The sequence below is a fragment of the Erythrobacter sp. S227 genome, from assembly GCF_057364925.1.
The window spans coordinates 2,192,954-2,210,386 of record NZ_CP200280.1; the positions used below are offsets into that span (position 1 = coordinate 2,192,954).

General features: G+C 58.0%; 21 protein-coding genes. 7 read left to right on the plus strand and 14 right to left on the minus strand.

The window, feature by feature from the left end; all coding sequences use genetic code 11:
* Nucleotides 1-8: 8 nt before the first annotated feature.
* The 4 genes from AC0V6Q_RS10320 to AC0V6Q_RS10335 form a co-directional block, all read right to left on the minus strand.
* Entirely contained in the window at nt 9-296 is a 288-nt protein-coding gene (locus AC0V6Q_RS10320) for a hypothetical protein (protein ID WP_486168292.1), read from the minus strand.
* 22 nt (nt 297-318) lie between these two features.
* Nucleotides 319-504: a hypothetical protein gene (locus AC0V6Q_RS10325; RefSeq protein ID WP_486168293.1), complete on the minus strand. Its 186-nt coding sequence runs from the start codon at nt 502-504 to the stop codon at nt 319-321.
* 80 nt (nt 505-584) lie between these two features.
* Nucleotides 585-944, minus strand: coding sequence for a PilZ domain-containing protein (locus AC0V6Q_RS10330; protein ID WP_486168294.1), 360 nt, complete (start codon nt 942-944; stop codon nt 585-587).
* Nucleotides 945-1,100: 156 nt separating this feature from the next.
* Nucleotides 1,101-3,122: a ribonucleoside-diphosphate reductase subunit alpha gene (locus AC0V6Q_RS10335; RefSeq protein ID WP_486168295.1), complete on the minus strand. Its 2,022-nt coding sequence runs from the start codon at nt 3,120-3,122 to the stop codon at nt 1,101-1,103.
* A 512-nt stretch (nt 3,123-3,634) separates the two neighbouring features.
* Here AC0V6Q_RS10335 and AC0V6Q_RS10340 point away from each other — a divergent pair.
* Nucleotides 3,635-3,907 (plus strand): hypothetical protein, encoded by a 273-nt coding sequence (locus AC0V6Q_RS10340; protein ID WP_486168296.1) that lies wholly within the window; start codon nt 3,635-3,637, stop codon nt 3,905-3,907.
* Here the strand turns inward: AC0V6Q_RS10340 and AC0V6Q_RS10345 are convergent.
* The 6 genes from AC0V6Q_RS10345 to AC0V6Q_RS10370 form a co-directional block, all read right to left on the minus strand.
* The gene (locus AC0V6Q_RS10345) at nt 3,904-4,833 is read right to left on the minus strand and encodes an alpha/beta fold hydrolase (protein WP_486168297.1); all 930 of its coding nucleotides are present in this window, start codon (nt 4,831-4,833) and stop codon (nt 3,904-3,906) included. The two genes, AC0V6Q_RS10340 and AC0V6Q_RS10345, sit on opposite strands and share 4 nt — an antisense overlap.
* A gap of 78 nt (nt 4,834-4,911) precedes the next feature.
* Nucleotides 4,912-5,913, minus strand: coding sequence for a TraB/GumN family protein (locus AC0V6Q_RS10350; protein ID WP_486168298.1), 1,002 nt, complete (start codon nt 5,911-5,913; stop codon nt 4,912-4,914).
* Between the two features lie 75 nt (nt 5,914-5,988).
* Entirely contained in the window at nt 5,989-6,732 is a 744-nt protein-coding gene (locus AC0V6Q_RS10355) for a hypothetical protein (RefSeq protein ID WP_486168299.1), read from the minus strand.
* Entirely contained in the window at nt 6,729-8,342 is a 1,614-nt protein-coding gene (nadB, locus tag AC0V6Q_RS10360) for an L-aspartate oxidase (RefSeq protein ID WP_486168300.1), read from the minus strand. Before nadB ends, AC0V6Q_RS10355 begins: the two co-directional genes overlap by 4 nt.
* Nucleotides 8,343-8,456: 114 nt before the next feature.
* Nucleotides 8,457-9,476 (minus strand): MBL fold metallo-hydrolase, encoded by a 1,020-nt coding sequence (locus AC0V6Q_RS10365; protein WP_486168301.1) that lies wholly within the window; start codon nt 9,474-9,476, stop codon nt 8,457-8,459.
* An 11-nt stretch (nt 9,477-9,487) separates the two neighbouring features.
* Nucleotides 9,488-10,438, minus strand: coding sequence for an ABC transporter ATP-binding protein (locus AC0V6Q_RS10370; protein ID WP_486168302.1), 951 nt, complete (start codon nt 10,436-10,438; stop codon nt 9,488-9,490).
* A gap of 150 nt (nt 10,439-10,588) precedes the next feature.
* Here AC0V6Q_RS10370 and AC0V6Q_RS10375 point away from each other — a divergent pair, with 150 nt between their 5' ends.
* From AC0V6Q_RS10375 to AC0V6Q_RS10390, 4 genes are all read left to right on the plus strand, one after another.
* Nucleotides 10,589-11,170 (plus strand): DUF4402 domain-containing protein, encoded by a 582-nt coding sequence (locus tag AC0V6Q_RS10375; protein ID WP_486168303.1) that lies wholly within the window; start codon nt 10,589-10,591, stop codon nt 11,168-11,170.
* 92 nt (nt 11,171-11,262) lie between these two features.
* Nucleotides 11,263-11,493, plus strand: a complete 231-nt coding sequence (locus AC0V6Q_RS10380; protein WP_486168304.1) for a zinc-finger domain-containing protein — start codon at nt 11,263-11,265, stop codon at nt 11,491-11,493.
* A 128-nt stretch (nt 11,494-11,621) separates the two neighbouring features.
* Nucleotides 11,622-12,167, plus strand: coding sequence for a DUF4402 domain-containing protein (locus tag AC0V6Q_RS10385; RefSeq protein WP_486168305.1), 546 nt, complete (start codon nt 11,622-11,624; stop codon nt 12,165-12,167).
* A gap of 129 nt (nt 12,168-12,296) precedes the next feature.
* Nucleotides 12,297-12,746 carry a hypothetical protein gene (locus tag AC0V6Q_RS10390; RefSeq protein WP_486168306.1) on the plus strand — a complete coding sequence of 150 codons (450 nt, stop codon included), beginning with the start codon at nt 12,297-12,299 and terminating at the stop codon, nt 12,744-12,746.
* A gap of 144 nt (nt 12,747-12,890) precedes the next feature.
* On the opposite strand, the gene AC0V6Q_RS10395 is transcribed toward AC0V6Q_RS10390, so the two are convergent.
* Complete coding sequence (locus AC0V6Q_RS10395; RefSeq protein WP_486168307.1) at nt 12,891-13,865, minus strand: NAD(P)H-dependent flavin oxidoreductase; 975 nt, start codon at nt 13,863-13,865, stop codon at nt 12,891-12,893.
* Nucleotides 13,866-14,033: 168 nt separating this feature from the next.
* Between AC0V6Q_RS10395 and AC0V6Q_RS10400 the strand changes: the two genes are divergently transcribed.
* Complete coding sequence (locus AC0V6Q_RS10400) at nt 14,034-15,014, plus strand: oxidoreductase (RefSeq protein WP_486168308.1); 981 nt, start codon at nt 14,034-14,036, stop codon at nt 15,012-15,014.
* Between the two features lie 34 nt (nt 15,015-15,048).
* Complete coding sequence (gloA, locus tag AC0V6Q_RS10405) at nt 15,049-15,537, plus strand: lactoylglutathione lyase (protein ID WP_486168309.1); 489 nt, start codon at nt 15,049-15,051, stop codon at nt 15,535-15,537.
* A 15-nt stretch (nt 15,538-15,552) separates the two neighbouring features.
* On the opposite strand, the gene AC0V6Q_RS10410 is transcribed toward gloA, so the two are convergent.
* From AC0V6Q_RS10410 to AC0V6Q_RS10420, 3 genes are read right to left on the minus strand one after another with little or no spacing between them, the layout of a single operon-like run.
* The gene (locus AC0V6Q_RS10410; RefSeq protein WP_486168310.1) at nt 15,553-16,200 is read right to left on the minus strand and encodes an endonuclease III domain-containing protein; all 648 of its coding nucleotides are present in this window, start codon (nt 16,198-16,200) and stop codon (nt 15,553-15,555) included.
* Between the two features lie 14 nt (nt 16,201-16,214).
* Nucleotides 16,215-16,922 (minus strand): endonuclease III domain-containing protein, encoded by a 708-nt coding sequence (locus AC0V6Q_RS10415; protein WP_486168311.1) that lies wholly within the window; start codon nt 16,920-16,922, stop codon nt 16,215-16,217.
* On the minus strand, nt 16,900-17,427 hold the full coding sequence (locus AC0V6Q_RS10420; RefSeq protein WP_486168312.1) for a metal-dependent hydrolase: 528 nt from the start codon (nt 17,425-17,427) through the stop codon (nt 16,900-16,902). Before AC0V6Q_RS10420 ends, AC0V6Q_RS10415 begins: the two co-directional genes overlap by 23 nt.
* Nucleotides 17,428-17,433: the final 6 nt, after the last annotated feature.

Here is a 17,433-nt window from a genome sequence, read left to right on the forward strand (position 1 = left end):
AATCGCCCTCAATCGCGGCGCCCTTTGGAGCCAAAAAAGCTGCCCCCGCCCAGTACGGTCACGCCAAGGAAGAAGCCGAAGTCGTACCAGCCGCCCTTATTGGGGACCGCATAAACGGCGATATCGGGGTTGAACAGCGATCCGATAAAGCTCCACGGGAAGATAAACCCGTGCCAAAGGCCCCACAGGAAACCGGGCGTCTCCGGGTCCGTGCTGACCCCTGCATCAATCTGGCTTGCGCAGGCTGAAACAGCGAAAGCGAGCATCAGGGCGACAAGAATGCGGCGTGTTTTCATAGCGGATGCTCTGGATAGCGGCTTACATGCTGGCAGCTGCTACGACCGCCAGCCACATAAAGGGAAGCGCAATCCCACCAACCACCGTGTGAAGTCGGCCAGCGTTCGCAGCATGACCTTCGGGTCCGCGCGACAGGCGAACGCCATTGATAATAAAACCGAGCAGCAAGATTGTACCGCCGATCCCGATCCAGATTTCCGGTGCCATAGTCTGTTCCTTTGCCGTCTGGGGCAAGGATGACATATTTCGGGAAGAAGCGCGAGAGCGCGCTTAAGAGGAGCAGGCGCTCAACAGAAACGCTGCGGCGTCATCTTGCCTGGTTCCTCAAACGCGGCATTGGGCGTTGCATCGGCGCTGTCGGGAATATGCGTCGTCTGAAAGGATTGAAACTGCTGTTCGGACAGCGGTTTTGCAAAGGCGAGGCCAACTTCGCCGTCCTGCACCCATCGGACAATGGCGCGGTGCGGGCCTGTTTGCCCGACGTATATTTGCATGGGTGCGCCCGGCAGGATTTTTTGCGCGCCGTGCTCGAACCGGCAACCTCCACATGAAAGGTCGCGCAAGATAACATCCTGTGGCTCACCAAGGCCGGTCGAAAACCTGCCTGGCAAGGAGATCAATTTACGATTGGCCTGACGAGTACGCATGGCAGGTACAATAGGCTGACATTTTTAAAGTTAAGTAAACTTGCAATTCTGATGAAATTCGGGGGCGCAGATACAATTGAGCCCCGGAACAGTTCTGGACTGCCGGGGCTCTGTATTGTGATTATCCTTAGCGAAGGACTTCGCCGGCTCAGCCGGTTATTGACAGCTCAAGCATTCCTCATAGTCGGTTTGCTCTGCGCTAAGCTCGAACTTGGCCGCATCCGCCGTGTTGTCCGCCTCGACGCCGCCGGCAAAGCCTGCGCGCTGGACCGATTTCGACCGGAGATAATAGAGCGATTTGATGCCTTTCTCCCACGCCTGGAAGTGGAGCATCATGAGGTCCCATTTATCGACGTCAGCCGGGATAAAGAGGTTCAGCGACTGCGCCTGATCGATGTAAGGCGCACGGTCGGCTGCGAATTCGAGCAGCCAGCGCTGATCGATTTCGAAGCTGGTTTTGAAGCTCGCCTTTTCCTCTTCGGAAAGGAAATCGAGGTGCTGAACCGAGCCGCCTTTTTCAAGGATCGAGTTCCACACATTGGTCGAGTTCTTGCTCTTCTTGTCGAGCAGTTTTTCAAGATACGGGTTCTTGACGATGAAGGAGCCCGAAAGCGTCTTGTGGGTGTAGATGTTGGCCGGGATCGGCTCGATACAAGCTGACGTGCCGCCACAAATGATCGAAATCGACGCGGTCGGCGCGATTGCCATTTTGCAGGAGAACCGCTCCATCGCGCCCATGTCGGCCGCATCCGGGCAAGGTCCACGCTCTTGTGCAAGAAGCATTGAGGCTTCGGAGGCTTTGGCTTGAATATGCTTGAACATCTTGAGGTTCATGGCCTTCGCCATCGCGCTCTCGAAACCAAGGCCTTTTTGCTGCAGGAAGGAGTGGAAGCCCATGACGCCCAGACCAACCGAACGCTCACGCTCAGCCGAATAGCGTGCGCGTGCCATTTCATCGGGTGCGCGGTCGATATAATCCTGAAGGACATTGTCGAGCATGCGCATCACATCTTCGATGAACTGCTTGTCGCCGTTCCACTCGTCCCATTTCTCAAGGTTGAGCGATGAGAGGCAGCACACAGCGGTACGGTCATTGCCAAGGTGGTCAATGCCGGTTGGCAGAGTGATTTCCGAACACAGGTTCGAGGTCGAGACCTTCAGGCCAAGCTCGCGGTGGTGCTTTGGCATCATGCGGTTCACCGTGTCGCTGAACACGATGTAAGGCTCGCCTGTTGCGAGGCGCGTTTCGACCAGCTTCTGGAACAGCGAGCGGGCATCAACCGTACCGCGCACATCGCCGGTTTTGGGTGATTTGAGCTCAAACTCGGAGCCATCACGCACCGCTTCCATAAATTCATCGGTAAGAAGAACGCCGTGGTGAAGGTTGAGCGCCTTGCGGTTGAAGTCGCCTGAGGGTTTGCGGATTTCGAGGAATTCCTCGATCTCGGGGTGCGACACATCCAGATAACACGCAGCAGAACCACGGCGCAGCGACCCTTGCGAAATCGCGAGGGTTAGGCTGTCCATGACCCGCACAAACGGGATGATGCCGCTGGTCTTGCCGTTGAGGCCAACCGGCTCGCCAATGCCGCGCACATTGCCCCAATAGGTGCCAATGCCGCCGCCTTTGGAGGCCAGCCAAACATTCTCGTTCCAGGTGCCAACAATGCCATCGAGGCTGTCTGACACGGAGTTCAGATAGCAGGAGATCGGAAGACCGCGTGCTGTACCGCCGTTTGAAAGGACGGGGGTTGCCGGCATGAACCACAGTTTCGAGATGTAGTCATACAGGCGCTGTGCGTGCTCTGCGTCATCGGCATAAGCGTCCGCGACACGGGCAAACAGGTCCTGGTATTTCTCACCGGGCAGCAAATAGCGGTCGGTCAGCGTTTCCTTGCCGAACTCGGTCAGGTTTGCATCGCGGCTTTCATCGATCTGTACGTCGAAACGGCGATCATTCACCTTCTTGCTGTCAGGCGTCGTTTGCTCCTCGGCAGCCGCTTTTGCCGCTTCGGCAACCGCATTGCCGAGCGCCTCTGCGCTTTTCTCTGCGACCAGCGCATCGCTGCCTTTGTCCGCCTTTTCCATTGTCACTGCCTTTTGCGCCTTTTCTTCGGTCCCCGTGACGTCACCGGTATCGGTTTCGCTGAGCACGTCTTCGCCTGCTTTAAATTCCATTGTCGCCCCATTTTACGTCACTTCGAATCGGTTGGGCCTGTCCTTGGACAATAGCACCTTTGTTCCGATTCTGTTCCAAACATATTCATCGACAGCTTTTGCCCGTTTTTTCCGTGAGGATACGCACAAGGCAAAGCACCCAATTTCCTACCAGTCCGAACGTCAGAACCCCTGAATTGAGCGAATCTTCCCCTGTTTCGCCCTTCATCGCTAAGGAAGAGCCGAAAGAAGCACACAACAATTTGGGGGTCCCATGCGAACCGAACCCCTAGATGATGAATCATCCGTGGAATCGGGTCAACGGGCAATTAACCATGAATTCGCGCGAAAGCCGACCAAACATCTATGTTGCAGTGCAGCGACGCGTGCTCAAAGCTTGAGTCGTCAGTTGCGCAAGCCCCAAATTGAATCTGTGAAGAAAAATTTGGTGATTGAATCATGTGAATCAATCGTTGAATCTTTTGCACTCAATCGGGCAATATTGTTGCGGGATTTAAAGCGGGGCTCTGAAAATGGACGCAGCACTGACAAGGTTGATCGAATTTGCCGACCGGCACGAGCGTGCGATCGATATTTTGAGCGTGGTATGGTTCGTGATCTCCTGCGCGAGCTGGATCCCGTTCTTGCCGATTCCCGAAATACCCTATGTGACAGACCGCAATTTCTGGGTCTCTTCGGCCATCTGGAACACGCTGTGGTGGGGATTTGCCCACCCCGTGATCCACAACCACCGCAAGAAGATGGAAGCCGATGCCCCAAGGAGCCTGGAAACCGGGCCCGATTAAGCCGGCTGCGCAGCCTTTTCGCTGATCGCGTTGCCTCTGACGGAGCGCGCGTGGTCTGCCACGTGTCCTGCCAAAGGTTCGATCAATTCAATCGGCAAATCGTGGCCCCAGCCAGGGATCGTCACAAGCTTTGCGCCCGGAATATGCTTTGCCGTGTCCTGACCGCCCTCAAGCTTGACCAGCGGATCGCCTTCACCATGGAGCACAAGTGTGGGCGCGGACACGCTGGCGAGGCGTGATCGCCTGCAACCATCGTCAATGATCGCGGCCAGCTGACGCGGGAGGCCGGGAGGATAGACGCTGCGCCTCACCGATTTAAGCGTCCGCTCGCGCACACGTTCGGGGTCCGAAGGATAGCCGGGCGATCCGATGCTGCGCGCAATGTTAAGGCCATGCGCCACAAGGTCCTCTTCATCCAGAGACTTGAGCGGGGCGACCAGCGCTTCCATCGCGGATTTGTCCGCCATCGGAAGCGATCCATTACCCGTGGTCGACATGATCGAGGTCAGCGAGTGCAAACGCCCGGGATGATGAATGCCCACAAGCTGCGCGATCATCCCGCCCATGCTGGCCCCTACAACATGCGCTTTTTCAATTTCCATCGCGGTCAAAAGTCCCACCGCATCATCGGCCATGTCCCGAAGTGTGTAAGGCACTTTGGCGGGCCAGCCGATCTTCTTACGGATCACTTGCCACGCAGGGCTCGGTGCCTTTGCCCCTTCAAACTTCTGCGAAAGGCCGATGTCGCGGTTGTCATAGCGAATGACACGAAAGCCGTGCCCCACAAGCGCCTCGACCAGCTCATCGGGCCACAAGGTCATCTGCGCGCCCAGACCCATGACCAGCAGGATCGCCTCGTGCGAGGGATCGCCATGGTCTTCGAAAAAGAGTTCGATACCGGTGTTGGGCGTGGTGATTGTGGGCATGGGCGAGCGAGTTCCTTAGGTTGTTTTCGAGGACCTACATTGCAGACCGGGTGCAGACAAGCGCTGCACGGGCAAGGTCTAGCCTTGAGGCGACACCACATCGGCTTTGGGGCGCCAGTCGGGGCCCCCGATAAGGAAGTCTTGTGCCTCAAGTTGATCGAGCACGCCGTCCTGCTCTGCCAGAACGCGCAAAGGGACCACGGCCAATGTAACGCCGGTCTGCTCGGAGGCGTCGGAGATCATGCTCACCCATTGGCTGCGGATTTCATCGCCAAGCTCGTCATCGGCCCATGGCCAACAGCGGCCAAGCGCGATTTCCAGCGGGTTTTCCATCACGGCCGGGATATCAAAGCTGCGCCAGTCATCGCCGCGCTTTTCGATAATGGCCTGCCCTGCCTCGGTCGCGCCCATTGCCGCTTCGAGACAAGGGATGTGACTGGCCGGAGGTGCGTCAGCGAGATTGTCGAGCAGGTCTTCGCCCCGGAACCGCTGCGGCCGGGTGATCGGCACGTCGGCCCTGTTCGCAGCCTTCTTCACGATGTCGGTCGCATCCTTGACCGTGTCGTCATCAAAATCGAGCCTGCGCGCGAGCAGGTCAAAGCTCGTCATCAGGAAAGAGCGGCGGTCATAATCGATGTCATATTCGGCCTCGAGCGCGGCGAGCCGGGCGCGCTGCCCGGTGCTGAGATATTCGGCTGCGACGGTTTTATCGGGCAGTTTGGTGAACTTGCCCCCGCTGAAAATCAGCCGGAAGGCATCGCCGGGAGAGAATTTGGGGGCCGCGCGAAGGATCACGCGATCTGCTTCTTTGGTGGCTTCCTCCAACCGGTCGGGAAACCACGGCGTTGCCTTGGGCACAGCGCGGATTTCACCGACAAGGATGACGGTGCCGGTATCGGTATCTATCGTCCACATCGGCGCGCCGGAACGCTGCGCTGTGACGACGATGGAGTTTGCAGCCACGTTTTGGGAGGCGTCTTGGGATGCGTCTTGGGTAAGCCCTGCCTCATCCTGAGCCGAGATCGCGGCTGAGCATGGCAGGCACAGGGCAATGCCGAAAGTGAGAGTGAGCCGGTTCATGAGGACGCCAATAGCGTAAGACCGCTGGCTCGCAGGTGAACGAGGCTTTTGGGCTAGGCTCGGCGTTGCGACCACTTACCGCTCAACGGCAGGCAACGGCATCACAACCGATGTTGTCTCGCTATCCTCATCATAGGCGCAGTGGACCCGCAGCAAATGCGGGCGGTTCCTCTGGCCAAGCATCCAATAGTCGAGCAATTCGGCAGAATGGCACTGCGCAGCGGTCACCTCGCGCCCTTCAAAATGCTGTTTTGTGGTCATGGATGAAGAGCGGGGATGATCGGCCACATTGTCTGCCATAAAGCGGCCCATGCGAGTCAGTTTTGCCTGAATGGCTTCGCGCGAAAGGCGAAGCGGCGTGTTACCGCCAATCTGCACTTCAACCGCCTGTCCGCCCATGGTGATTGTGGCGAGCGCTGCAAAACCCGTCGGTCGATGGATCGCCACCCATGGCAATGCGCCGCGCGCCCGCAGGACACTGGCGGGGTCGACCGGTTCAATTCCGGCGTCGCGTTTGATCGAATAACCGGTAAGCTCGCCATCATCGGAATAGTCCGATGAATGCACGAACTTGTCGATGACAATCACCTCTTCCTCGCCCGATTGAAGGTCCTGCACAACCAGGAATATCTCGGCGCGCAAAGCTTCGTAATAGCCAAGGTTATCGGTCGATGTGCGCAAGAGAAACAGATGCGTCGCGCTCATCCCGACGGGTTCTTCGTGAATGTCGATGAAGCTGTCGGGCGATGCGTATGCAGGGCTGGCCAATGCCAGAACGCTGGCACAAAACGCGGCGAAAAGGGCTTTGATCAGGTTCATGGCACCAACACGGTATCGCGCACGCTCGTTTTGAGCTCGGGATAATCGAGCGTATAGTGAAGCCCCCGGCTTTCCTTGCGGGTGAGAGCCGACCGCACGATCAGCTCTGCTGACTGGAGCAGGTTCCTGAGCTCGATCAGGTCGGTGGTCACGACAAAACTGCCGTAATATTCCTCAACCTCCTGGCGAAGCAAAGCGATGCGGTTGGCGGCGCGTTCAAGGCGCTTGGTGGTGCGCACAATCCCGACATAGTTCCACATAAAGCGGCGGATTTCGGTCCAGTTCTGCTTGATCACAACCTGCTCGTCGGAATCCGACACGCGGCTTTCATCCCACGGCAGGATTGTCGGTGGCTTTGGCAATTCATCCCATTGGGAAAGGATATCGGCCGCCGCCGCTTCGCCAAAGACAAAGCATTCCAGCAGCGAATTGGAGGCCAAACGATTCGCGCCGTGAAGGCCGCTTTCGGTGCATTCACCCGCTGCCCAAAGGCCGGGCAAATCGGTGCGCGCGTGCAAATCCACCACAATCCCGCCGCAGGTGTAATGCTGGGCCGGAACCACGGGGATCGGATCCTTGGTCATATCGATGCCAAGACCCATCAGCTTTTCATGGATGGTCGGGAAATGCTCGCGCACGAATTCGGGCGGCTGGTGGCTGATATCGAGATGGACGTAGTCGAGGCCAAAGCGCTTGATCTGGTCATCGATCGCGCGGGCCACGACATCGCGCGGGGCAAGCTCCATGCGTTCTGCATCATAATCGGCCATAAAGCGGTGACCGGTTTCCGGGTGGAGGAGCCTTCCGCCCTCACCGCGAACGGCCTCTGTGATGAGGAAGTTTTTGACCTCGAGATTATACAGGCACGTGGGGTGGAACTGCATCATCTCCATGTTGGAGACACGCGAGCCTGCGCGCCATGCCATCGCGATGCCGTCGCCTGTTGCGCCGCGCGGCGCGGTCGAAAATTGATAAACGCGGCCTGCCCCGCCCGCCGCTAGAATAGTGGCGCGCGCAAGGTGGCGCTCGACCCGGCCTGACTCTTCATTGAGGGCATAAACGCCCCAGACATGGCCAGCGCCCGAATATTGCTCACGGTGGCGATCAGTGATGAGATCAATCGCGGTGCGCCCGCCAAGCATGGTGATGTTGGGATTGGCTTCGGCCGCTTTCAAAAGCGCAGACTGCACCGCCCAGCCGGTTGCATCGTCGACATGAACAATGCGGCGGTGGGAATGCCCGCCTTCGCGTGTCAGATGCAGATCTCCTGAATCCTTGTTGAAGGGCACGCCCAGCTCAACCAGACGGTCAATGCTGTCAGGCGCGCGCTCGATCACGAATTCAACCGCCTCGCGATCATTCAGGCCAGCGCCCGCGACCATCGTATCGCGCACGTGATTGTCAAACGTATCGCCAGCATCCAGCACCGCTGCAATGCCGCCTTGCGCCCAGGCGGTCGATCCGCCGGTCAGCGATCCCTTCGCCAGGACAAGCACGCGCAGCCGCGTCGCAAGCTCGAGCGCGGCGGTAAGGCCGGCTGCGCCCGAACCAATGATGATGACGTCATACGCACTTGTCGGCGCATCTTGTGTGTCGCTGTGATCTGCCATGGGGACACGCAATGGCGCGAAGGGGAATGTGTGGCAAGAGTTTCGCGCGCTCTGGAAATAGCCACAGGCGTTCTGAAAAGAGCCACAGGCGTTCTGGAAAGAGCCGCAGGCGTCCTAAAGCGCGTAGCAATGCAGATCGTCCGCGACCCTCACCGGCCCGTCGTAGTGCTTTGCTATGGCTGTAAGGCCCTCTTCCAGTCGATTAAGCGAGCGCTGCATATTGTGGGTCAGCACCAAACTCTCAGGAGCCAGAGCTGACGCCAGTTCTCCGATCTGTTCGGGCGTTCGGTGAAGCCCGCGCGGCTGCCCCTCTTCGCCGTTGATGACATGGTGCGCGAACAAAATGGTGGGCGCGCTATCGGAAAGGTCGGCAAGGAACCGCTCGCTCAAAAAGCTTTGATCGCCTGTGATCACTACGCTCTTGCCGCCGATTTCAATGGCAAAGCCCAAGGATGGGACCGGGCCGTGGTGCACAGGATGCGCCATGACCGAATAGTCGTTGGAGACATCAAGGCCAGCCGGATCGCCTGCCCCTTCGCCGGTTGCGATATCGCGGGCCTCGATCAGCGGCTTGTTCTCTGTCCCGTCAAGAAATCCGCCATTGTACGCAAACGCGCCCTCTTCCTTGGACATAAGGCGCGCAAGAAACTCACTGGTTCCGGGAAAACGCGGCGCTGCATCCGGCCCGATAACGGGAAGTGCCTGCGTGCGCCCTTCAAACCCGCCGGAATTCAGTATGTCGATCAAATCGCCTGCGTGATCGGCGTGAAGGTGGGTAAGGACGACCGCGTCCAATGTCGCAATCGAACCGCCAGCCTGCGCAAAACGAAGAAAGCTGCCTGAGCCTGCGTCGATCAAAAGCCGCGCTTCGCCATCAATCCAGAGGAGATAGGATGTCCCCGCGCGCGCCGCCGCCCCGCCTTCTGCGATTGGCCCGCCGCTTCCCAGAACCTGAAGCGCAGCGCCTTCAGTGGGGCAGTCCCGAATCTGTCCACCGCGAGGCACAGAGCTATTAAAGACATTACCAGACGCCCCAATTTCGCCCGTAGTTTCGCGCTTAGTTTCGCCCGTACTCTCGTCAGCGCCACAGCTGACAAGGGCAATCAATACCAATGCCATCAATGGTCCGCGCATCGCTTTACCTCCTAATTGCCAGACCCGGTCAACTGCACGAACACATCTTCAAGGTCCGCCTCTCTCGTTGTCACATCTTCAACTGTCAGGCCCTGTTCCTGTAAAATGCCCAGAACCTGCCCTGCATTGAGTTTGTCTTTGTCATAGGTCACCTCGACCCCGCGCTCGCCTGCCAGTTCGACCTTGCTGAACGCCTCATGGTGTGGCGCCTGCGCAAGATCATCGGCAAGGGTCACCGCAACGATTTTCTCACGCGCCATATTGATTAGGTCGGCTGTGGGTTTGTGCGCGATCAACTCACCGTGGTTGATGATGGCGATCTCGTCACACAGCTCCTCGGCTTCCTCGAGATAGTGCGTGGTCAGCACAATAGTGACGCCCTCATCGTTGAGCTCTTTCACCAAATCCCAAAGCTGGCGGCGCAGTTCGACATCAACCCCCGCCGTTGGCTCATCAAGAACCAGAATGGGCGGCGAATGCACCATCGCTTTGGCCACCAGCAAGCGCCGCTTCATGCCCCCGGAAAGCGTACGCGCATAGGCATTGCGTTTGTCACCCAGTCGCACCGCTTCGAGCAATTCCTCGCTGCGGCGATCCTTTGCGCCAATGCCATAAAATCCGCCCTGGTTTTCTAGCACCTCGTAAGGTGTAAAGAACGGATCGAAGACGATCTCTTGCGGGACAATCCCGATTGCGCGGCTCGCATTGCGGCGCTGGGTGTCAATATCAAAGCCCCAGATTTCGGCGCTGCCGCTGGTCTTGTTAACGAGGCCGGCGAGAATATTGATCAGTGTCGACTTACCCGCGCCATTGGGACCAAGCAGCCCGAAGATCGAGCCTTGGGGCACGTCAAAGCTGACGCCTTTGAGCGCCAGTTTTCCTTCTGCATCCGGCCCGCTTGCGCCTTTGGGCGGTGCATAGCGTTTGGCGATATTGTCGATACGAATAGCAGGCGGTGTCATGGGGCTCAGCCATAGCCGCAAGGCACGCGGACGCAAGGGCCCTTGAATCGGAAGAGCATGGGAAGAGCAATGAAGGGCCCCAAACATGAAGCCTGCGTTAAGGTTGTTTGGTCAGCACCTCGACACACAAGCTGCTTAAACGCCAACACCGTGAAAACAGGGAATGATCATAAGCAAAAGGGCTTCAACGCCCTTTCCCCGAGCAAACTGCTCGCGGCGCTGTGCGCTGTGTGGCTTCTGGGGAGCCCTGCCCATGCCCAAACCACAAGCAATGTCGATACGCGAGCGGTTCTTCTTGATCCATTGTCGCTGGTGAAGCTTTCCGACATGGATTTCGGCGATCTTCTCGTTACGACCGGGGGAACAGTTGTTTTGTCTGCTGACCCGGTGACCACCTGCATTACCACTGGCGGCGTTGTGCACACGCAGGAATGCCAGCCTGCGACCTTTGCAGGGCTTGGACAGCCCAACCAGCGCATTCGTGTGAGGCGTCCGATTGGTCGGACCATCACATTGACGGGCCCCGGCGACGATATGACGGTCACAGATATCACGATCAATGGCGGGGCAACGCTCAACCCGGTGAACTCAAACCCCAATTGGGAACGCTTCAGGATTAACACCTTTGACGGGACTTTTATTTTCCGGGTCGGAGGCACGCTGAACGTCAACGCCAACCAACAGCCAGGCGTTTACACCGGGACTTTCGATATCCGGATCGACTACCAATAGTTTATGGCTGAGGCCTGTGGCCGCCTCGATTTGGCCGCTCCCGATGCAAACGCAGTTGAATTTGTCGAAGGGCCGGATTAACCGGTCTTCCCATGAGCAACACGGCACAAGAAATGATCCCGGAAACCATCAAAGTCGATACCCGCCGTGTGAGCTGCGACGGGGCAAGCTCGATTCGCAGCGGCAAGGGTTATCGTCCTGCCGCTCTTGGCCATCCGCTTGTCTATATGGAAATTGGCGAAAGCGGTTTTGTCGATTGCGGCTATTGCGACCGGCGCTTTGTCTTGCGCGGTGGTCCTGCCGATACGCAGGAACCGGGTTAACAGCCGGAAAACCGCCTCGCACTCCGGTGATTTCGGTAGAATTTCTCCTTTGAGCGACGGCAAATTTCAAGGAAAATTAAGGGACTTTGTTTAGGGCACGACCGTTGGAAGCGGTTAGGCACTAATTGATGAGTAACTTGAAGAAATTGATCGGACTTCTGGGCGCAGCGCTCGGGCTGTGGCTGATGCCTGCCAGTGCGGCTGCACAGGAAGCTGAATCGGCGGATGCGCAGGCGTTTCTCGTTACCCCGCTCAGTTTCGTCAAACAGTTTGACCTCGATTTCGGAGATATCGTGCCCGGTAACACGCCGGGCGAGGTTGTGATGGATTCTGCCGGAACCGTCGTCACCAATGGCGGTGTCACCCAGATCGAGGGAACCCAACGTCCAGCGCGTTTCTGGGGCTATGGCCAGTTTAACCAGACCGTTCTGATCAATGTGGATGCAAACTCATACATCCTGACCCGCAATGGCGGCACGGAAACGATGCTGATGGATACGCTTTTGATCGGCAGCCAGCCTCCGATCATCATCAACACCAACCCTCGCCGTTTTCGGATCGCAAACCCTGACGGGTTTTTCTCCTTCACAATCGCGGGCCGCCTGCAAGTGCCTGCGAACGCGGTGCCTGGCACCTATGAAGGCGAATTTGCGGTCACGCTCGAATATGAGTGACGCCCACGCGCAGCTGTAATGCCGCGCCTTTCCAAACTTCCAGACCACACTCATCGGCCAAACTCTCCAGTCAGCCCGTGTTCAGCGATTGCCGCGCATAGTGTATATAAGGGTCTGTAGGAGTTTGTTATGATTCGAATATTTGCACCGAAGCTGGTCCTATCATCCGGGTTTGCCGCTCTTGCGCTTCTTGGCGCTTCACCAACGATCGCTGAAGATGCTCCCGAGGACGCAGCCGAAGAGATGACCAAGGGTGAGGAAAAGCTTGCCCGCCTGCTTGAGGGCCGTGTTGCCGGCGAACCGCGCGATTGCATCAACGACTTTCGCAGCACCCGCATGCAGACCATCGAAAACACGGCCTATGTCTATGGCCGTGGTAACACAATCTATGTCCAACGCACCCGCGATCCGGGCGACATTGGCGACGATGATATTCTCGTGATCCGTCGATTTGGCAGTACCCAGCTGTGCCGTCTGGACTTCATCACAACGGTTGACCGGTTCAGCGGGTTTTTCACCGGCGGCGTGCAGTTCGACCAGTTCGTGCCCTACACCCGCGTGGACGAAGACCAGCTCTGATCCATTACGGGGAGCAGGTTTGCTCTTCGAAGAGTTGATCTTCACAGATCAGGTAAAATAACGCGAAAGCGCAAACAATTCGGGCGAGCCTTTGCCGGAACGACTCTGGCTCGCCCGAATGTGTTTTTGCATTTTAAAGCCGGTTCAGGCCGCCTGCATTGCATTCATGCGGGCAAGGATCTTTTCGGCATCGCTCATAATGCCGTCGATCAGTTCCTTACAGGTCGGGATGTCGTTGATGAGGCCAGCGACCATGCCGCATGACCACGCGCCCTTGTCCATCTCGCCTTCCTGCATGATCGACGGATAAACCCCTGCAACCTCTGGCAAAATGTCCTGAATGGTCAGGGCATCGCCGAGCTCTTTTTCCTTCTGGAGCAAACGCTCAACGCCCGCATTATTGAGCACGCGCTCGGTATTGCGAAGCGGGCGCATGACGAGGCGGGTGTCCAGTTCGCTTGCTTCAACAATCGCCTTCTTAACATTCTCGTGAACCGGCGCTTCTTTGGTGGCGATAAAGCGGGTGCCCATATTCATGCCCTGCGCGCCCATGGCAAGCGACGCCACAAGGCTGCGCCCGTCGGCCATGCCGCCCGAGGAAACGAACGGAATATCGAGCTCATCGGCGGCGCGCGGCAGAAGGATGAAGTTCGGCACATCGTCTTCGCCCGGGTGTCCGCCGCATTCAAAGCCATCAACGCTCACCGCATCGCAGCCAATGTCCTGCGCTTTCAGAGAGTGGCGCACGCTGGTGCATTTGTGGATCACCTTGATCCCTGCATCTTTCAGCGGTGGGAGAAGTTCAACCGGATTGCGCCCGGCGGTCTCGACCACTTTCACACCGCCTTCGATCACGGCTTTCACAATGCCGGGATAATCAGGCGGGGTCAGCGTCGGCAGGATCGTGATGTTCACGCCAAACGGCTTGTCGGTCATATCCTTGCAGCGAGCGATTTCATTGGCGAGATCGGCGGGTGTTTTCTGCGTGAGGCCGGTGATGATACCAAGCCCGCCGGCATTGGAGACGGCCGCTGCCATTTCTGCAAACCCGACATAGTGCATGCCGCCTTGAATAATCGGGTGCTCGATACCGAACATTTCAGTGATGGCGGTTTTCATCGCGTAATCCTTCCCAGATGGTTTCTGATTTGCCTCGGAAAAGAGCCGAATATAGACTGCAGCGCAAGGCTCCTTTTTACCAGGAGGAAACCGGACGCCGCGCGCCGTAGCGTCAGCCGAGAGTTGCGTGGTTTTTGCGCAGCTTCCCCAAGTTTGAAAGAGACACACATGCCTTCACCAAATTCCCCCAGCGATCAGTCCCCCATCGACTCGCCTTTTGGCTATCGCTCGACCGCGCGCGAGGTGGTGGAGGGCATCGACCTTTCGGGCAAACGCGTGCTGGTGACTGGCGGCTATTCCGGGATCGGGACCGAGACCGTGCGCGCGCTGGCAGGCGCGGGCGCTGATGTGATCGTCGGGGCACGGCGGCCGGAGCAGGCGCAAGAGGTGCTGGCCGAGATGGACGGGTCTATCACAATCCTGCCGCTCGATCTGTCGGAGCCTGCCTCGATTGATGCTTTCGCCGAAGCTGTGGCGAAAGAATGGGCCGGCCTCGACATCCTGATCAACAACGCCGCGATCATGGCAAGCCCGCTGATGCGTGATGCGCGCGGGTTCGAGATGCAGTTTGCGACCAATCATCTCGGGCATTTTCAGCTCACCGCCCGGCTTTGGCCCTTGCTCCTCGCAGCCGACAGCGCGCGGGTGGTGTGCCTATCGTCCATCGGGCACCGTTTGAACGGCCTTGATCTGGACGATCTCAATTGGATGCGGCGCGAATATGAGAAATGGCCTGCCTATGGCGCGGCGAAAAGCGCAAATGCCTTGTTCGCGCTGCACCTCGATAAGCTGGGCAAGCCCCATGGTGTGCGCGCCTTTGCGGTCCATCCCGGCGGCATCGCAACCCCGCTGCAACGCCACCTGACGATGGAGGAGCAGCGCGCGATGGGTTGGTATGATGATGAAGGCAACACGCATGAAGCCTTCAAATCCACCGAAGAAGGCGCCTCAACCAGCGTGTGGTGTGCCGTCTCTCCCCTGCTAGACGCTATGGGCGGCGTTTACTGCGAAAATTGCAATATCGGGGCGATGGCGGACGACGATACGCCCGCTGGCTCAGGCGTGTATCCGCACATCCGCGAAGAAGAACTCGCGCAAAGCCTCTGGCAAAAATCGGAAGAGTTCACCGGCGTGACCTTTCCGGTCTAAGCGCCGGTTTACCTTCAAAGACCAAGGATCAAGAATGACCTCCAACCCCCACGGCTTTACCCTCAATCACACCATGTTGCGGATCAAGGACCCGAACGCGAGCCTTGCGTTTTATTGCGGCGTTCTGGGCATGACGCTCCTTCGCAAAGTGGACGTGGAGATGGGCGAGTTTTCGCTCTATTTCCTCGGCTTCACGCAACAAAAAGACGAGGTGCCGCAAGACCCCAAAGAGGCCATGCAATATGTCTTCTCGCGCCAGGGCGTGCTCGAACTCACCCACAATTGGGGCACCGAAGAGGAAGAGGGCGCGGTCTATCACGACGGCAATTCAGAACCGCGCGGCTTTGGTCATATTGCCCTGGACGTGCCGGACTTTGACGCCGCCATCGCGCATTTTGATGCAAACGATATCGAATACCAGAAACGCCCGGAAGACGGCGCCATGAAGCACATCGCTTTCATCAAGGACCCCGATGGTTACTGGGTCGAAATCCTCAGCGCAAAGATGATGGCGGGGATGTAGTCGGCCCTTTCGAGATCACCGCTCGATAGGCCCGGTTTCGCACACATCGTTCACCACACAGATATCGCATTTTGGAATGCGCGCACGGCACACGCGTTTGCCGAACTGTATGAGCCAGAAATGCCCATCGCGCATCGCCCACTCCGGCGAGCGTTCCTCAAGCTGCTGAGCGGTTTTATCGGCCGTTTTGGCATCGGTGAGGCCAATGCGATTACAGACCCGGTGCACATGGGTGTCGACCGCTATTGTGTCGTGACCGAAGGTGAAACTCATCACGATGTCTGCGCATTTTCGCCCGATACCGGGAAGGCTCATCAGCCCCTCGCGCGTGTCCGGCACCACGCCGCCGTGCTCTTCGATAAGGCTGGTGCAGAACTTGCGGATGCTCTTCGTCTTGTTGTTGTAGAGCCCGCAAGGCTTGATCGCTTCGCGGATCGCATCATCATCCAGCGCGAGCATCGCTTGCGGTGTTTTTGCCAGCTTGAACAGTGCTTTGGTCGCTGCCGCCGTATTGCGGTCAAGCGACTGCGCGGAGAGCATACAGGAAATGCACGAGCGGAAGGCATCGGGTTGGCCCTTGGGGCCCTTCGCATTTTTTGTTCGCCCCGGCATGGCGTCTGCGAGCTTACGGTAAACCTCTTCGACCTGATCTTGGTTCAGCATATCGAATAGAGCGCTTAGCGGTCCGCTCTGGTTCCCGTCGCGCAATCTTCGCGCACCGGGCAGCCATCGCATTGGGGTGCGCGCGGTCGGCAAAAGGTCTGACCCAGTTTCTTGAGGAGCAGATGGTGCTCATCCATATCGGCCGCAGACCATTCCTCCGGTACAATCGGCATCAGCGCGTCATAGGTTTTCGCAGTGTCAGCCTTGGGAGGCACCACCCCCATGCGCTGCATAATCCGGCGGTGATGACCGTCGATCACCATGGCTTTGCGATCAAAACTGCTTGCATTCATCACGCCTGCGGAGTTCTTGCGCGCCACGCCCGGGAGGGTTTCAAGCCACGCCATCGCTTCTTCCAAAGGCAGGTTGGAGAGGTGGCCAAGTGTGACGCTGCCACGCTGCGCGATGATTGCCTGCAAGCACGCCTTCAGCCTCTTGGCCGCCACGCTCGGGAAACTCTGGCGCTGAAGCCGCTCTTCCAGAACCTCTTCCGAAAGCTCAGCAACCGCCTCCCACGAACCGATGTCGGCCAACAAACCATCAGTCGAAGCGTTGGAGGCAGCGGTCTTGGTCTGCGCACCGATCACTCCGTGGACCAGCACCCACTCGGGGCTGCGACGTTTTTCAGGCGGACGGATGATCCGCCCAAAACGCGTGATCAGCGCGTCTTGGCTGCGGCGCAAAATATCGGTTCGACTGTCAGGTCCCAGATCGAATTGCACGCCGCGCTCCCCACCCTGCGACAGCAATCAAGGCGCAAGGGATCCAAATCCACCAGATCTCGGACACCAGAGTGTCCATGCCTCGCGAAGAAAAGAAACTCCGCCCTATCGGCGACACCAGGATGGGCGTTTCAGGCGCAAATATCCGTGCATTGTCAATTGGCCAAAACAGCGCAGCGCCCAATCCGCCATTGGTCAAAGTATCGAGTAAACCATGGCTCGCCATGGACAGGGTCAGGAATGCAAAGGCGGTGATACTTCGCGCTTCTTTCCAAAGCGCTGTGATGACGGCTGCACAAAGGGCCGCAAAGACAATTGAATGGGTTGCGCCGCGATGACCCCATTCATGAGCGTAGTCTATACCTAGCCTGAAACCGACAACGTCAGCATCGGGCAGCACGGCGAGGACTGCACCAACCACCGCAAGCTTGGGAGATACGCGGACCCGCCCGGCCGCTACGGCAAGAGCAAGCGGAACGATGGCGTGGGTAAAAACGGTCGGCAAACGGAC

Bases quoted from the DNA above. Each gene is read 5' to 3' on its own strand.
- AC0V6Q_RS10325 (WP_486168293.1), bottom strand. From the start codon at position 504: ATGGCACCGGAAATCTGGATCGGGATCGGCGGTACAATCTTGCTGCTC.
- AC0V6Q_RS10355 (WP_486168299.1), bottom strand. From the start codon at position 6,732: ATGAACCTGATCAAAGCCCTTTTCGCCGCGTTTTGTGCCAGCGTTCTG.
- AC0V6Q_RS10350 (WP_486168298.1), bottom strand. From the start codon at position 5,913: ATGAACCGGCTCACTCTCACTTTCGGCATTGCCCTGTGCCTGCCATGC.
- AC0V6Q_RS10320 (WP_486168292.1), bottom strand. From the start codon at position 296: ATGAAAACACGCCGCATTCTTGTCGCCCTGATGCTCGCTTTCGCTGTT.
- AC0V6Q_RS10335 (WP_486168295.1), bottom strand. From the start codon at position 3,122: ATGGAATTTAAAGCAGGCGAAGACGTGCTCAGCGAAACCGATACCGGT.
- AC0V6Q_RS10410 (WP_486168310.1), bottom strand. From the start codon at position 16,200: ATGCTGAACCAAGATCAGGTCGAAGAGGTTTACCGTAAGCTCGCAGAC.
- AC0V6Q_RS10340 (WP_486168296.1), top strand. From the start codon at position 3,635: ATGGACGCAGCACTGACAAGGTTGATCGAATTTGCCGACCGGCACGAG.
- AC0V6Q_RS10385 (WP_486168305.1), top strand. From the start codon at position 11,622: ATGAGTAACTTGAAGAAATTGATCGGACTTCTGGGCGCAGCGCTCGGG.
- gloA (WP_486168309.1), top strand. From the start codon at position 15,049: ATGACCTCCAACCCCCACGGCTTTACCCTCAATCACACCATGTTGCGG.
- AC0V6Q_RS10390 (WP_486168306.1), top strand. From the start codon at position 12,297: ATGATTCGAATATTTGCACCGAAGCTGGTCCTATCATCCGGGTTTGCC.
- AC0V6Q_RS10345 (WP_486168297.1), bottom strand. From the start codon at position 4,833: ATGCCCACAATCACCACGCCCAACACCGGTATCGAACTCTTTTTCGAA.
- AC0V6Q_RS10380 (WP_486168304.1), top strand. From the start codon at position 11,263: ATGAGCAACACGGCACAAGAAATGATCCCGGAAACCATCAAAGTCGAT.
- AC0V6Q_RS10395 (WP_486168307.1), bottom strand. From the start codon at position 13,865: ATGAAAACCGCCATCACTGAAATGTTCGGTATCGAGCACCCGATTATT.
- AC0V6Q_RS10400 (WP_486168308.1), top strand. From the start codon at position 14,034: ATGCCTTCACCAAATTCCCCCAGCGATCAGTCCCCCATCGACTCGCCT.
- AC0V6Q_RS10330 (WP_486168294.1), bottom strand. From the start codon at position 944: ATGCGTACTCGTCAGGCCAATCGTAAATTGATCTCCTTGCCAGGCAGG.
- nadB (WP_486168300.1), bottom strand. From the start codon at position 8,342: ATGGCAGATCACAGCGACACACAAGATGCGCCGACAAGTGCGTATGAC.
- AC0V6Q_RS10370 (WP_486168302.1), bottom strand. From the start codon at position 10,438: ATGACACCGCCTGCTATTCGTATCGACAATATCGCCAAACGCTATGCA.
- AC0V6Q_RS10365 (WP_486168301.1), bottom strand. From the start codon at position 9,476: ATGCGCGGACCATTGATGGCATTGGTATTGATTGCCCTTGTCAGCTGT.